The 14,165-nt window shown below is 60.1% G+C and carries 7 protein-coding genes; 1 reads left to right on the forward strand and 6 read right to left on the reverse strand.

Going from position 1 to position 14,165, the window contains the following annotated elements; all coding sequences use genetic code 11:
- The first annotated feature begins 196 nt into the window (after positions 1-196).
- Entirely contained in the window at positions 197-955 is a 759-nt protein-coding gene (locus tag E5K02_RS19895; protein WP_135397195.1) for an SDR family oxidoreductase, read from the forward strand.
- Between the two features lie 80 nt (positions 956-1,035).
- On the opposite strand, the gene E5K02_RS19900 is transcribed toward E5K02_RS19895, so the two are convergent.
- The 6 genes from E5K02_RS19900 to E5K02_RS19925 all read right to left on the reverse strand — a co-directional run bounded on the left by E5K02_RS19900 (position 1,036) and on the right by E5K02_RS19925 (position 14,150).
- Complete coding sequence (locus tag E5K02_RS19900; RefSeq protein ID WP_135397197.1) at positions 1,036-3,750, reverse strand: glycoside hydrolase family 3 C-terminal domain-containing protein; 2,715 nt, start codon at positions 3,748-3,750, stop codon at positions 1,036-1,038.
- A 42-nt stretch (positions 3,751-3,792) separates the two neighbouring features.
- Complete coding sequence (locus E5K02_RS19905) at positions 3,793-5,727, reverse strand: sialate O-acetylesterase (RefSeq protein WP_135397199.1); 1,935 nt, start codon at positions 5,725-5,727, stop codon at positions 3,793-3,795.
- A gap of 356 nt (positions 5,728-6,083) precedes the next feature.
- A complete protein-coding gene (locus E5K02_RS19910) occupies positions 6,084-8,036 on the reverse strand; it encodes a RagB/SusD family nutrient uptake outer membrane protein (RefSeq protein WP_135397201.1) in 1,953 nt (650 codons plus the stop codon).
- A gap of 11 nt (positions 8,037-8,047) precedes the next feature.
- Entirely contained in the window at positions 8,048-11,146 is a 3,099-nt protein-coding gene (locus E5K02_RS19915) for a SusC/RagA family TonB-linked outer membrane protein (RefSeq protein ID WP_135397203.1), read from the reverse strand.
- A gap of 39 nt (positions 11,147-11,185) precedes the next feature.
- Positions 11,186-11,989 (reverse strand): SDR family NAD(P)-dependent oxidoreductase, encoded by an 804-nt coding sequence (locus E5K02_RS19920; RefSeq protein ID WP_135397512.1) that lies wholly within the window; start codon positions 11,987-11,989, stop codon positions 11,186-11,188.
- A gap of 37 nt (positions 11,990-12,026) precedes the next feature.
- Positions 12,027-14,150, reverse strand: coding sequence for an alpha-glucuronidase family glycosyl hydrolase (locus E5K02_RS19925; RefSeq protein WP_135397205.1), 2,124 nt, complete (start codon positions 14,148-14,150; stop codon positions 12,027-12,029).
- Between the last annotated feature and the right edge of the window lie 15 nt (positions 14,151-14,165).

Genomic DNA, 14,165 nt, shown 5'->3' on the forward strand with positions numbered 1-14,165 from the left:
CTAGAAACAGCCGTATTCTATATAATATTCTGTAAATCATATCATTACCTACAGTTAATTGACATTTATCAAGCCGTTTTTTTGATAAATGTCAATGGAGATGGGAGCAGCGGGCCGCAACCTTTGTGCTGTCAGCCAAAGCGTGCTACAGGCCGCCTGGGCTTTTCCATTTTATCCTCATTTTTCTCTTGTAGGTATGAGCACTTCCTTAAAACTAGCCAACAAAGTAGCCCTCATTACGGGCGGCACCACGGGCATCGGCCTGGGGGCAGCCCACCGCTTCGTGGCCGAAGGCGCCTTTGTGTACATCACCGGGCGGCGGCAGGCCGAGCTGGACGCGGCCGTGCAGCAGCTCGGGCCCAACGCCCGCGGCATTCGCAGCGACGTGACCAGCCAGGCCGACCTCGACCAGCTCTTTGCCACCATTCAGGCCGAAAAAGGCAACCTCGACGTGGTCTTCACCAACGCCGGGGGCGGAGATTTTGCCCCGCTGGGCGGTATCACCGAAGAGCACTACGCCATGACTTTTGACCGCAACGTGAAAGCCACGCTCTTCACCGTGCAGAAGGCCCTGCCCCTGCTGCGCGACGGGTCCTCGGTTATCCTGATGGCCTCTACGGCCGGCTCCATGGGCGAGGCCAACTTCAGCGTGTACAGCGCCTCCAAAGCCGCCGTGCGCTCCTTTGCCCGCACCTGGACGGCCGACCTGAAAGAGCGCAAAATCCGGGTTAACGCCCTCAGCCCCGGCCCCATCGACACCCCTGGCCTGAGCGGTTTGGGTGCCGATGAAACCCAGAGCGAACAAATCAAATCCTACCTGGCCACCACCGTGCCGCTGGGCCGCCTGGGAGCCCCCGACGAGGTAGCCAAAGCCCTGGTGTTCCTGGCTTCCGACGACAGCAGCTTCGTGACGGGCACCGAGCTATTCGTGGACGGCGGTTTAGCCCAGCTATAGGCCCGCACTTCATTTCCATGAACACAAAGAAGCTGGTTCAGACGAACCGGCTTCTTTGTGTTTAGCAAGCTGTTGCAGGTTTAGTCTATACTCACTGAATTACCGGTTAGCGTCAGATTGGCCTGCACTACACTTTTCCGGGCTACGGCTTGGCTGAGGGGTTGGCCGCCACCGGCGAAAAGCTGCACCTTGCCCGGCTGCTGGGCGCGCTGGCCCTGCGGGTTGAGCATGGAAAGCTGGCGGGGCGTGAGGGTGAACTGCACGGTCTGCTTCTCCCCCGCCTGCAGCGGCACGCGGCGGAAGCCTTCCAGGGCGTGCAACGCCACCCGGCCCCGGGCGTCGGGGTGGCGCACGTAGAGCTGCACCACTTCGTCGCCGGCCCGCGTGCCGGTGTTTTGTACGTCGACGCTGACGGTTACGGGCTGGCCGGTGGCGGCGGTGGCGGGTACTTTCAGGTTGCTATACTGGAAAGTAGTGTAGCTTAGACCGTGGCCGAAGGGAAACAGCGGCGTGCCCTGGAAGTAGCGGTAGGTGCGGCCGGCCATGTCGTAGTTGTCGAAGGGCGGCAGCTGGCTTTCCGACTTGTAGAATGTGACCGGCAGGCGGCCGGCGGGGTTGTAGTCGCCGAAGAGCACGTCGGCCAGGGCCGTGCCGGTAGCTTGCCCCCCGTACCAGCTGTTAATAATGGCCGGCACGTTCTGGGCTTCCCAGGGGCAGCCGATGGCGCTGCCGGTCATCATCACAAACACCACCGGCTTTCCCGTGCTGTGCAACACTTTCAGCAGCTCGGTCTGGACTTTGGGCAGGGCAATGCTGGTCCGGTCGCCGCCGCTGAAGCCTTCCACGTTCACCTTCATTTCCTCGCCTTCGAGCCGGGGCGAAATGCCGCCCACGAAAATAACCGCGTCGGCATCCTTCACCTGGGCCCGGATGTTCTGGGCATTCATGGGCACGACGTGGGCTCCGCTGAACTTAAGAATGGTACGGCGGTCCGTCTGGAGGTACTCTAGGCGCAGGTCGAGCTTTTTGCCGGCTTCCACCCGCATGATGTGTTGAGTCGTCGACACGCCCCGGCTTTTCCAGTTGTCGAGCACCAGCTTATCGTTCACAAAGAGCCGGTAGCCGTCGTCGCCGGTAATTTGCAGGGCCAGCTCTTCGGTTTTCTGTGGGGTGAAAGTGGTCTGGTAGCGGGCCGAAACGTTCTCCGAGAGCAAGCCCGGCACAATTTCCTGCTTCACGTTGGCCAGGTACCGGTCGAGGCTGGCTTCCTGCCGGGTGGCCACCGGCTGGCCTTCCAGGTTGGTGCCCTTGTAATACTCGGCCTTGAAGCCCGGCTGCCCGTTGTAGGCCAGGCGTTGGTTGATGTCAAAGGTTTCGTAAACGATGTTGCTGGCGTAGTCGACGCCCTGCATATACACCACCTGGGTGCCGGGGCCAACTTTGGCCCGGATGCCTTCCAGCGGGGTCACGTTGTTGGTCGGGAAGCCGTTGTAATTGCCCAGCTGCACGGCGTCGTTGTCGGCGTTGGGGCCCAGCACCACCAGCTTCTTCAGGCTTTTGCGCAGCGGCAGCGTGTTTCGTTCATTCTTGAGCAGCACCACCGATTCGCGGGCCATGCGCAGGGCGTGCTGCTGGTGCGGGGCGCTTTCCACCACGCTCAGCGGAATCTGGGCGTACTTCACCCGCTCCACCGGGTCGAACATGCCCAGCTGGAAGCGGATTTTGTAGAGCCGCTTCACCGACACGTCGAGTTGCTTTTCGGTTATCAGCCCCTTCTGCACCGATTCGAGCAGGGAGTTGTAGGTAAACAGCTTGCCGGTGGCGCACTCAATGTCGGTGCCGTGGAGCACGGCATTGGCGGCGGCCGTAGCCGCGTCGGGGTCGGTTTTGTGGTGCTGCCAGAAGTCGTTGATACCGTCGCAGTCGGAGGTGACGTAGCCCCGGAATTTCCACTTGTCGTAGAGAATTTCGTTCATGAGCTTGTCGCTGCCGCAGCAGGGCTGGCCGGCGTAGGCGTTGTAGGCGCACATTACGCCCGCCACTTTAGCATCGACTATCAAATCCCGAAACGCCGGCAGGTAGGTGTCCCAAAGGTCATAGTCGCTGATCTGGGCGTTGAACTCGTGGCGGGACGGCTCGGGGCCGCTGTGCACGGCAAAGTGCTTGGCGCAGGCCGTAATCTTGAGGTACTTCGGGTCGTCGCCCTGGAAGCCCTGCACCAGGGCCTTGCCCATTTGGCCGGTCAGGTAGGGGTCTTCGCCGTAGGTTTCCTGCCCCCGGCCCCAGCGCGGGTCGCGGAAGATGTTGATGTTGGGCGTCCAGAACGTGAGGCCCTGGTAAATGCCCCGCTCGCCGCGGCGGGCGTACTCGTGGTGCACGGCCCGGGCCTCGTCGGAGGTGATGGTGGCCATGCGCAGCATAGCGTCCTGGTCGAAGGTGGCGGCCAGGGCAATGGCCTGCGGAAACACCGTGGTTTTCATGCTGGTGCGGGCCACGCCGTGCAGGGCCTCGTTCCACCAGTTGTAGGCCGGAATGCCCAGCCGGTCAATGGCCGGGGAGGCGTTGAGCATCTGCGACACTTTTTCCGGCAAAGTCAGGCGGCCCACCAAATCATCCACGCGCTGGTCGATGGGCAGGTCGGGGTTGCGGAAAGGCAGCTCGGCCGGGTTGATGGGCGCCGCAGCGTCGGGAGTGGCAGCTGGCGCGGGCGTCGTGCCGGCAGCACTCGGCTGGCGCTGACTGGAGGCGCACCCCATCAGCAGGGCCAGCCCCAGGGTTATTACAGAGTTCTTCATGCGCAGTGGTAGAGGTGGGTGGTTTTCAAGGTCAGCTTCCCGTTACTCCGCCTGGAACGACGAAGCCGGCAGGCCTTCCTTGTTGCTCAGGTTGGCGCCTTCGGGGTTGTCGGCCCAGGCGTAGCGCACGGCCACGGGGTTGGGCACCTGGTCGTTCCAGACCACGACTTTGTTGCCCTCAATCTTGGCCTGGGCCCAGACGAACTTCTTATCGGGCCCAGCCACGGCGAAGTAGCGCAGGGGCTTGCCGTCTTTGGCCACCAGGCCGCTGCCGGTGCTGGTGAAGCTGAGCATAGCTTTGTTGCCTTTCACCTGCATGCTCTGGTACAAGGGCCCCGAGGAAACCACGTTTTTCTCGCCGTAGGCCACTTTCTGGGCGGCCAGGGCCAGGCGCTTGCCTACGTCTTCCTTGTTCAGGGGGTGAATGTCGTTCCACTCGCCCAGGTCCAGGGCCACGGCCATTCCGGTGTGGGGCACGGCCAGGGCGCGGCGCTGCCCGTCGCGCACGCCCGCCCAGTTGCTTTCCGTGGGCTGGTCTTTAGTCGCCATGAAGTTGGCCAGCTGCACGTACAGGAAGGGCAAGGCGGGCTGCTGCCAGTGCTTGCGCCAATCCGCAATCAGGGCCGTGAGCAGGGGTTGGTACTCCTCGGGCTTCGCGGTGTTGGATTCGCCCTGGTACCACAGCACGCCCTTGATGGCGTAGGGCAGCAGCGGCGCTATCATGCCGTTATACAAGCCGCCGGGCTGGTTTTGGAAGGAAACCGAGCCGGGAGCAGGCGGCGTAGCAGCGCCCAGCTTGTACTGCCAGTCGCCGCGCAGGTCCAGGGTTTGGCCGCCCGCCGTGAGCCGGTACTGCTTGTCGAGGGTGAAGCCGCCGCGCCCGCCGTTGTTGATGACGCGTACCACCAGCACGTTGCGGCCGGGCTGGAGCAGCGTCGCGGGCAGGTCGTACTTGCGCGGCGGGTACTGGTAGCCGGTAGTGCCCGCAAACTGCCCGTTGATATACACCGAGTCACTGTCGACGATGGTACCCAGCTCGAGCCGGGCCGGTTTGCCCGCCATGCTGGCCGGCACGTTTACTTCTTTGCGAAACCACACCACCCCGTTCACGGGCCCCAGGCCTTGGTCGGCCCAGTAGCCGGGGATTTTCATGGTTTTCCAGTCGGCCGCGTTGTAGCTGGTCGCGTACCAGGGCGTGCTGCCCTTGGCTACGCCCTGGTCGGCTTGGCGCAGGGCCGTGTACCAGGCGCGGGAGGCGGCCTGGCCCTGCGCAATGGTACGAGCCACGTAGGTGCTGTCCTTCACTTTCTCGGCGGCTTGCTGGTAGTGCGGGAAAGCCTGCAGCGCTTCGGCGCTCAGCCAGGCCTCGGCCGGCGAGCCGCCCACGGCCGACCGGATCAGGCCGATGGGCACGTGGTATTTGTCGAAGAGCGTCTTGGCAAAAAAGTACGCCACGCCGCTAAAAGCCAGCACATTCTGGGGTGTAGTCATTACCCACTTGCCGCCCGCCACATCGGCTTTCGGCCCATTGAAGGCGTAGCGCAAATCGACGTTGAACTGCCGGATCTGGGGGTTGTTGGCCTGGGCCACGACGTCGGGGTACTTGTCGCGCAGCCGCGACATGGGCGTTTCCATGTTCGACTGCCCCGAGCACACCCACACGTCGCCGACGAGCACGTCTTTCAGCGTGATGCGGTTGGTGCCGGCCACGGTCATTTCGTAGGGGCCGCCGGCTTTTAGCTTCGGCAGGCTGGTGCGCCACTGGCCGTCGGGGCCGGTGGTAGCCGTGGCCGTTTTGCCGGCCAGCGTCACGGTTACCTTCTCACCGGGTTTGGCCCAGCCCCACACCGCTACGGGGGCGTCGCGCTGCAGAATCATCCCGTCGCTGACGAGGCGGGGCAGGCGCACCTGCGCAACAGCCGGCTGCGCGGCGACCATAGCAAACAGCAGCGAGACTTTTAAGAACTTGTTTATCATGAGATTATTAAGCCATGGTATGGATTAGGCCCGTGGACAGTACCCCTTCATAAATAAGCTGTGACTTCAGAGCGAAATCACAGCTTATCTGCACCATTCGGACAACGGGTACCCCTAGCGCGGGCACCCAGGGTTCTGCATTTTCCTGCTGCTCACGCGGCCAGTTTTCGCTGCAGAAGGGGCTAGCCATAAAGCGTGGCAAGACCAGCTGCCGGTAGCCGGCTGGGAAGCCACACAAGCTGGCACGTACCAATGCAGCATGTACTTTTCCGGGCAGGCGACGCGTTAAGAAAACAGGGTAAAAAGTGTGGGGGCCCAATACGAGCCCCCACACTTTTTACCCTGTTTTCATCTGACTATAGGTAGCCTGGGTTCTGGTAAGCAGCTTTTTCCGCTGGTGATACATCCATCCGGTCAAGCTGAACCTGCGGAATAGGACGCAGGTAGTCAGTCGGCTTAATGGTACGCGTCACGGTTTGGGGCGTATGGTCGCCGTAGTTGGTTCCCCCGATACGGTAGGTAGAAGCCAACTCATTCCACTTTTGGGTCCGCACCAAATCATACCAGCGGTAACCTTCGGCATAGTACTCCCGGGAGCGTTCGGCCAGGATGTAGTTGATGTCGATAGTAGCCGGGGTGGCCGCTATCATGGCAGCGCTATTATCCTGCACCTTAGCCGTGTTGTTGTTCTGGTCGAACCGCCACTTACCGGCCCGGGCGCGAATCACATTGATCAATTCCCGGGCACCCTGACCAGCCTTGGGGGTTGCGCCTTTTACAACTGCTTCGGCCGCTACAAAGTACAGCTCCGAGAATTTGGCAATGTTAAACGGACGCGTACTGCCAGCATTCGGCTGTCCTAAGCCGGAACCATTATCGGTCCGGTAAGGCCCAAGCTTCCACAGGCCCGGATACACAATGCGGCTTATGCCCCGCGGCGAAATCACATAATCCGCCCGACCGGGCAGCGTACCGGCGCCTACATTGCTTGCACCTCCTCCGGAGGGGTACGTTATAGGCGTAGTCGGTTCGGCATCCAGGAAAGTCAGGATCGGCTGGCCTGGAGTAACGGCCAGATTGTTGGCGTTGTACAAGGTTGCGTTAGCGACCCCGCCTTTGGGCCAGTTGCCACGGTACACGGTGGTGAAGGTGCCATCGTACCGAGAGTCGTTTGTCTTGTCGGCAAAGGTGGTTTCCACGGCGCCAATGGTGGGAGCCATCCGGTTCCAGGGGCGACCCAGCTGCTGAACTGCTTCCCGCTGAACAGACGATACAGGATTAGATCCGTCCGGATTGGCGGCGCTTCTGATGTTGGTATAGTTCCAAGTCATCATCCAGCCGGCAAAGTTGTCCGGGGCTCCGCCGCTACCAAAGGTCAGGCTGCCGCCGTTGTACAGCTCGCTGGACTCGGTGTGGTCGGCAAACAGCAGCATTTCCGTGTTGCGGTCGTTCGTGGCCAGATGTACATCATAGTACGTGGGCTGCAAGCGGAATGGACCGGGGCTCTCAATACCAGCCATTGCGACATCATACGCCTGCTGATAATAATACTGGGCGTTACGACCGGCAGGGTCGGTCCGGGTAGTTGCCGGATAGGTGGGAATATTATTCGGGTTTTCCAGCCACCAGGCATAGGTCAGGTAGGCCTTGGCCAGGTACAGGCGGGCCACCGTTTTGGTGGCGCCCCCTATCACCCGTGGAGTTGCCGGCAAGTCCGCAACTGCCTGCAGCAAATCAGGGAAAATTGCTTTGGTATAGACTTCCGGTACCGTATTGCGGACCGAGGTGCGGTACGCATTGGTGTTGAACTGCAGCTCGCCCGCCCCCAAATCCAGTGGCACCCCGCCGAAGGTTTGAACCAGCATGAAGTAATCGAAGGCGCGGAAAAACCGGGCTTCGGCAACCAGGGCCGGCGAAATGGTACCTACGGCGCTGGCATTTTTGATAATACCATTAGCCGTGTTGATGTTCGGAAAAGCTGCCGTCCACAATCTATCCGCCCGGCTGTTATTGGCATTGAGTGCCGCCCGGCCGGAGAAGTCCATGGCCAGAAAGTTCTCGTCGGCGTCCCGGCCATAGGTTACCTCATCGGTACCCGTGAGGGTGGCATTGTAGTAGTAAGCGTCGCCGTAGATGTAGCGCAAGTGCGCGTACATGGAAGTCAACCCACCGTTCACGCCTCGTTCGGTCTGAAAGAATTCGGGCGTGTAAACACTCCGGGGCTCCTCTTCCAACAGGTGGGTGCATCCCGGCGCGGCCATCGTAATTAGGGCCGTCCCGATAAAGAATTTTATATTGAAGCTTTTCATTTTGCGCTGTATTAGAAGGTAAAGTTCAGGCCCACCAGGTAGGTGCGGGTTGCAGGCGAGTTAGTACCTATGGTCAACAGACGGGCTGGGACGCCGCCAGTAACGGCCACGTTCTGATCGGCGTACGAGTTGGTCTCAGGGTCCATGCCCGACTCTTTCTTGTAGGGAGAGAAGATCACAAACGGGTTCTGGGCCGTGGCGTACACCCGTAGTCGGCTAATGCCGGTGCTCTTCAGCCACGCGTTGTTGTCGAAGTTGTAGCCCAGCGAAATGGTGCGAACCTTCAGGTAAGAGGCATCGAAGTACCCCAGCGTGCTGCCATACTTGGGGTTGTCGCCGCTGGTCAGGCCACCGGGCTTAGGATATTTGGCTCCCGTGTTTTCCGGAGTCCAGTAATCCACTTTCACGTTGCCCCGACGACCGTTCATCAGGTTCAGATAGCCCGACGAGCCATACAGGGTGCTGTTGAGAATACCGCCGTTCTGGAAAGCACCTACTACACTCAAGTCAAATCCTTTGTAGGCAACACGGGTGTTGAAACCGCCCTGGAACTTCGGGGTCACGTCCAGGATCTGACGGTCTTGTGGGCCAATAGCTCTGGAGGGGGTACCATCCGCATTATAGCCGCCGGTGTATCTCACCTTGATCATCCCCACGTTTCCGCCGGGCTCCAGGATGTTCCGGTAGGGGTCGCCTTCCTGCCACAAGCCGATTTTCTCGTAATCATAGATGACGTTGATTGGTTGGCCTACAAACCACCAGTTTCCTTCATCCCGCTGCTGCTCGCCGGCCAACGACGTAATCTTGTTGCGGTTGGCGTACATGTTGAGCCCCGCTTCCCAGGTCCAGCCATTGAGATTCTCCAGAATCACCCCATTCAAAGACAGCTCCACCCCTTTGTTCTGGGTAGAACCGATGTTGGCCGTGTAGCTATCTACGCCCGAAGTTGACGGCAAGGGCAAGGGCAGCAGCACATCCTCGGTGTTGGTGACATAGTACTCAACGGTGCCCGAGAGGCGGTTTTTCAGGAGAGCAAAATCCAACCCGTAGTTCCAGGTTTTGGAGAACTCCCACCCCAAATCAGCATTCGGCAGCTGGCTTACGAACAGGCCCGTCTGGTAATTGGTAGGACCAAAATTGTAGGGCCGGGTAGCCAACAGACCCAGGGTAGCATAGGGGTTAATAGCCTGGTTTGACGTAATACCGTAGCCAGCCCGCAGTTTCAGCATGTCGATAACAGGGATGCCCTGCATAAACGACTCTTTGGCCACGTTCCAGCCTAGCGACACAGCCGGGTAGGTTTTCCATTTATTTCCGGGGGAAAGTCTGGAAGAGCCATCGGCACGAACCGTGGCGGATACCAGATACCGGTCGTCATAGGAGTACATTACGCGCCCCATGTAGGACAACAGACCGAATTTCCGATACGGTTGTTCGTTGGGGTTTACGGTAATTTCGCCGGCGGCGAAACCCAGATTATAGTACTGGAAGGCGTCGGAAGGAATATCCCGGGCCGCAAGTCTGGTCTGGTTGAAAACGTTATCCGAGGCAGAATATAAGGCCAGGGCATTTACATTATGCTTCTCGGCAAAGGTGCGGTCGTAGGACAGAATATTTTCAATCGTCCAGTCTCTGGTAGCCTGGTTACTAACGGATGCCGTAGAAACGGTCGTGGGGTTCACCGCAGTAATTCCCTGGCCGGTGTAAGCACCGCCCTGGCTCTGCCGGTAGTTTGCCCCGAGGTTGACGCGATACTTCAAGCCCTCTACGCCGGGCATCTTAACCTCCGCAAACACGGTGTTGTAGGTGGCTATCGACCTGGTTTCACTTAACCATTTGTCGCTCAGGCTTTCTACTACGTCGCGGGTATATACCCACTGCTCATCCAAGGGCATGCGGATGGTTCTTTTCAGGCTCCCATCAGGATTATACGGATTGGCAATTGGCGAGGAGTTCAGGATGCCGTATATACCCACGTTGGAGCCCTCGGATAGGCTGTAGGAATTATTGGTCGTGAAACCCAACCGGATGTATTTACCAACGCCCTGGTCAAGCGTTCCACGCATGGAATACCGGGTGTACTGCTGGGTAGGAATTACCCCTTCTTCCTTGTAGTAGCCCGCGTTGAAGTTATAACGCCCGTCTTCAGTGCCCCCGGAAACTCCGAGGTTGTGGTTGGATTGGATACCCGTTTTATACAACAGATCCTGCCAATCGGTATCTACATTGTCGGCCTCATCCAGGGCGTTCTTATACAGGCCGGCGGCTTTGCGCAGCTCAACAAACTCCGGCCCATTCATCATGGGGTATTTGGCGAAAAGTGTTTTTGCGCCGACGAAACTGTCGTAGGTTATCTGCGCTTTTTGCCCTTTTTTACCCGCTTTAGTGGTTATCAAGACTACGCCGTTGGCCCCGCGCGAGCCGTAAATAGCCGTAGCCGACGCATCTTTCAGGATATCCACACTCTGAATATCATTGGGGTTGATGTCGCCAATCGAACCCGGGAAAGGAATACCATCCAATACAATCAACGGGTCGTTGCTGGCGCCGAGGGAGCGGGTACCGCGTATCCGGATTTGTGTGGCAGCACCGGGCTGGGAGGAGGATTGCGCAAACTCCACACCGGGCAAACGACCTTGCAGCGCCTGAGAGATGTTAGCCGATGGCACTTCGCGTAGGGCCTCTCCATTGATAGAAGCCACCGAGCCAGTTACCGCTTCAGCTCTCTGGGTGCCGTAACCCACTACCACCACTTCGTTCAGGGCCTTCACGTCGGAGCCCAGAGTCACGTTCAGGGTAGTACCCGTCACCTCAACTTCTTTGCTTACGAAGCCTACTGCACTCAGTACCAGTGTGCTGCCCAGGGGCGCCTGCAGCGTGAAGGTACCGTCGGCATTGGACGAAACGCCGTTGGTGGTGCCTTTCTGCAGCACCGTCACGCCGGGCAGGGTTTCGCCGTTGTCGGAGCTGGTGATTTTGCCCGAAATGGTTGGGGTGGCTTGGGCCCAGGCCTGGGTAGGCATTAGCACCGCCCCAGCCAGGGGTAGCCCGGAGGCCACAAACAGCGGCCAGCTCAGGCAGAAGGCCGTTTTGCGTATTGGTTGATACATTGGGTGTGGGAGTTTTATGGGTTTTGAAGTTTCTTGCAATCAGAAGCCAATGGAGTTGCCCCCATCGACGGGCAGCGACACGCCGGTGATGTAGCGGGCCGCGGCGGAAGCCATAAACACGGCCGCGTTGCCGATGTCTTCGGGCTGGCCGAACTTGCCCATGGGCGTGCGGCGCATGGCCCGGTCGCGGCGGTCGGGGTCGTTGTTCATGGCCTTGCGGCTCATCTCGGTTTCGATAAAGCCCGGGGCAATGGCATTGACGCGCACGTTGGCGCCCGAAAACTCAGAGGCCAGCACCTTCACCATGCCTTCCACCGCCGACTTGGAAGCGGCGTAGGCCACGACCCGATCGATGCCGTAGTAAGCGGCCATCGACGAAATCATCAGAATCACGCCGCGCTGCCGCTCCACCATGCGCCGGGCGCAGGCCCGGGTCAGGGCAAATACCGAGTTCAGGTTGGTGTGCAGGATGTTGTGAAATTCTTGGTCGGTAACCTGCAAAGCTGGCTTTTTCAGGTTGATGCCCGCGTTGTTGACCACAATATCGAGGGGACCGTAGGTGGCTTCCAGCTCGGCAACCATGTCTTCGATAGAAGCCAGGTCGCAAATATCGTTGACCATGTAGTGAGCCGCCTCACCCATCGATTCCACGGCTTCCTTCAGCACTTCCTCGCGGCGGCCGGTGATGATGACGGTGGCGCCGGCGTGCACCATGCACTGGGCTATGGCCAAGCCGATGCCACTACCGCCGCCGGTGATTAAGGCCAGCTGCCCCTCCAGGGAAAAGCTGTTTTGGTGCGCAAGGGTACTGGTGTGCACGGCGTGGCCGTTCACGTGCGGCATGTTTTTCATGACGGTAAGCATTAAGTATTCAATTCGGTTAGCGCAGCTGGTAGATCATGACCAGGCGTTTGATGTCGTCGAGGGTGCGCGTGGGCGGCGCGAAAGGAGCCGGAATGGGCTGCTTGGCGTGGGTCTGGAAGTAGAGCACGCAGGCGTCGCGCCACCAAAGGGCTTCCTTGTGCTGGGTTTGCAGGCGGCTGGTTACGTCGGCGTGTAGCTCCGGATCCACTTGCGGCTGCACGGCGGCCCACTGCTGCTGCATCCAGGTCACCGAGTCGACGCCGGTGTAGTAGCGGGTGCAGAGCTCATTCCAGAGGGTGCGGCCGGTGCTTAGTTGCTGATTCCAGCCCACGTGGTGAAACCAGAGCAGATAATCGGGCGGGCAGGTTTGGGGGTCGTTCCAGAGCTGCTGCACTTCGGGCCGGTACAAACCCAACGCGTTGCTGCCCTTGGCGGTCCGGTCGAAGCCCAGGCCCGCGGCGTCGGCTTTGTGGTAGTACACCGAGGTCCAGTCGGGCCGGGCGCTGCTGGCCAGCCAGGGCTCGGGGCCGTAGTGAATGCTCTGGCCCATGATGTGGTGCAGGCCCAGCGGGGTGGTGTAGCGCACGTAGATGTCGCGCGACTTGACCAGCACGTCGGCAATGGTGCGCACGGCCGGTGCCTCGTTGGTCAAACTCATGCGGGTCCACTCCTCGGCAATGGCCTGGGCAGACAGCGTATGGTCCCAGGCCAGGCGGCCGAAGGCGTACCAGTTGGCCTGCCCCATGGGGTGGCCGGTCCAGTTGCGGTCCGAGCCGATGTTGGCCACGCCGGCAATGCCGCTGACGGAGTGCTTATCCACACTGCCATCCACCACCTTGGCCACCGTTGAGCCCTGACCCTTGGCGTAGGTATCGGCATCGAGGGTTTCCTTGAACATGGGCGCCAGATACACCATATGCGTCGCGAAGCCCAAATACTCCTGCGTCAGCTGCACTTCCAGCACCAGCGGGGTGCGGGGCATGGCCCCGAACAGCGGGTGAAACGGCTCCCGCGACTGGAAGTCAATCGGGCCGTTCTTGACCTGCACCAGAGTTTTAGGCTTAAAGCGGCCGTCGAGGGGCTTGAATTCCTGGTAAGCTTCCTTGAACCGGTCCCCGTTGGAGTTGGCTTTATACACAAAGGCCCGCCACATCACCAGCCCGTCGTGCTGGCCCAGGGCGTCGGCCAGCATGTTGGCCCCGTCGGCATGGTCGCGGCCGTAGTCCTGCGGGCCGGGTTCCCCTTCCGAGTTGGCCTTCACCAGAAAGCCGCCAAAGTCGGGAATGGCCCGGTAGATTTCGTTGGTGCGGTCCGTCCACCACTGCTTCACCTTGGGGTCGAGCGGATCGGAAGTACTCAGCCCGCCAATTACCTTGGGCGCGGCCCAGAGCACCGACATATACACCCGGATGCCGTAGGGCCGCATGACGCCGGCCAGGGCAGCTACTTTCTCAATGTACTCGGGCGTGAGGTAGCGGGCACTGGCATTTACGTTGTTGATGACCACGCCATTAATACCAATCGAAGCATTGGCACGGGCGTAGTCCTGGTAGCGCGGGTCGAGGTGCTCGGGCAGCTCGTACCATTTCCAGATGCTGGAGCCCGCGTAGCCCCGCTCCACGGTGCCGTTGGGGTTGTCCCAGTGGTTGAGCAGGCGGTACTGAATCTTGGGGCTGCTGGTCAGGTCAATATTCTGGAGCGGCTGGCGCGTCTGGAGCTGGCGCAACAGGGCAAATACGCCGTAGAGCACCCCCGCGTCGGTTGTTCCCGTAATTACCAGGCTACCGTTCTTCCTCCCAATATGGTAGCCATCCTTGCCCAGGGTCCGGCCAGCGGAAACGTTTGCGGTAGCATCCACGGAAAGAAGAATGCCGCCTTTGGTCTTGCTGCCCGGCGCTACAAGCGGGGGTTTCTGTCCCAGCAAGCCCTCTAGACCCTGCTGCAGCTCGGTAGCAGCCGTCGTCAGAATCGGGGACGAGCCACTGCTGGCGATGAAGCCGGCCGCTTTCTGGTAATCTTTGCGCAGCCCTGCGTCCTGAATCCGGTCGTACTTTAGCCACAGCCGATATCCGTCGTCGGCTACGCTCCGGTGGGCGGCCGCGAAGAATATAAGAACCAGTAGCAAGTGGCGGAATGACATGAGCGGGTGGGAAAG

Origin of the sequence: Hymenobacter metallicola (assembly GCF_004745645.1) — a bacterium.
Classification (GTDB): domain Bacteria; phylum Bacteroidota; class Bacteroidia; order Cytophagales; family Hymenobacteraceae; genus Hymenobacter; species Hymenobacter metallicola.

Excerpts from the sequence above, each read along its gene's own strand:
- E5K02_RS19895 (WP_135397195.1), top strand. The coding sequence starts at position 197 with ATGAGCACTTCCTTAAAACTAGCCAACAAAGTAGCCCTCATTACGGGC.
- E5K02_RS19900 (WP_135397197.1), bottom strand. The coding sequence starts at position 3,750 with ATGAAGAACTCTGTAATAACCCTGGGGCTGGCCCTGCTGATGGGGTGC.
- E5K02_RS19905 (WP_135397199.1), bottom strand. The coding sequence starts at position 5,727 with ATGATAAACAAGTTCTTAAAAGTCTCGCTGCTGTTTGCTATGGTCGCC.
- E5K02_RS19910 (WP_135397201.1), bottom strand. The coding sequence starts at position 8,036 with ATGAAAAGCTTCAATATAAAATTCTTTATCGGGACGGCCCTAATTACG.
- E5K02_RS19915 (WP_135397203.1), bottom strand. The coding sequence starts at position 11,146 with ATGTATCAACCAATACGCAAAACGGCCTTCTGCCTGAGCTGGCCGCTG.
- E5K02_RS19920 (WP_135397512.1), bottom strand. The coding sequence starts at position 11,989 with ATGCCGCACGTGAACGGCCACGCCGTGCACACCAGTACCCTTGCGCAC.
- E5K02_RS19925 (WP_135397205.1), bottom strand. The coding sequence starts at position 14,150 with ATGTCATTCCGCCACTTGCTACTGGTTCTTATATTCTTCGCGGCCGCC.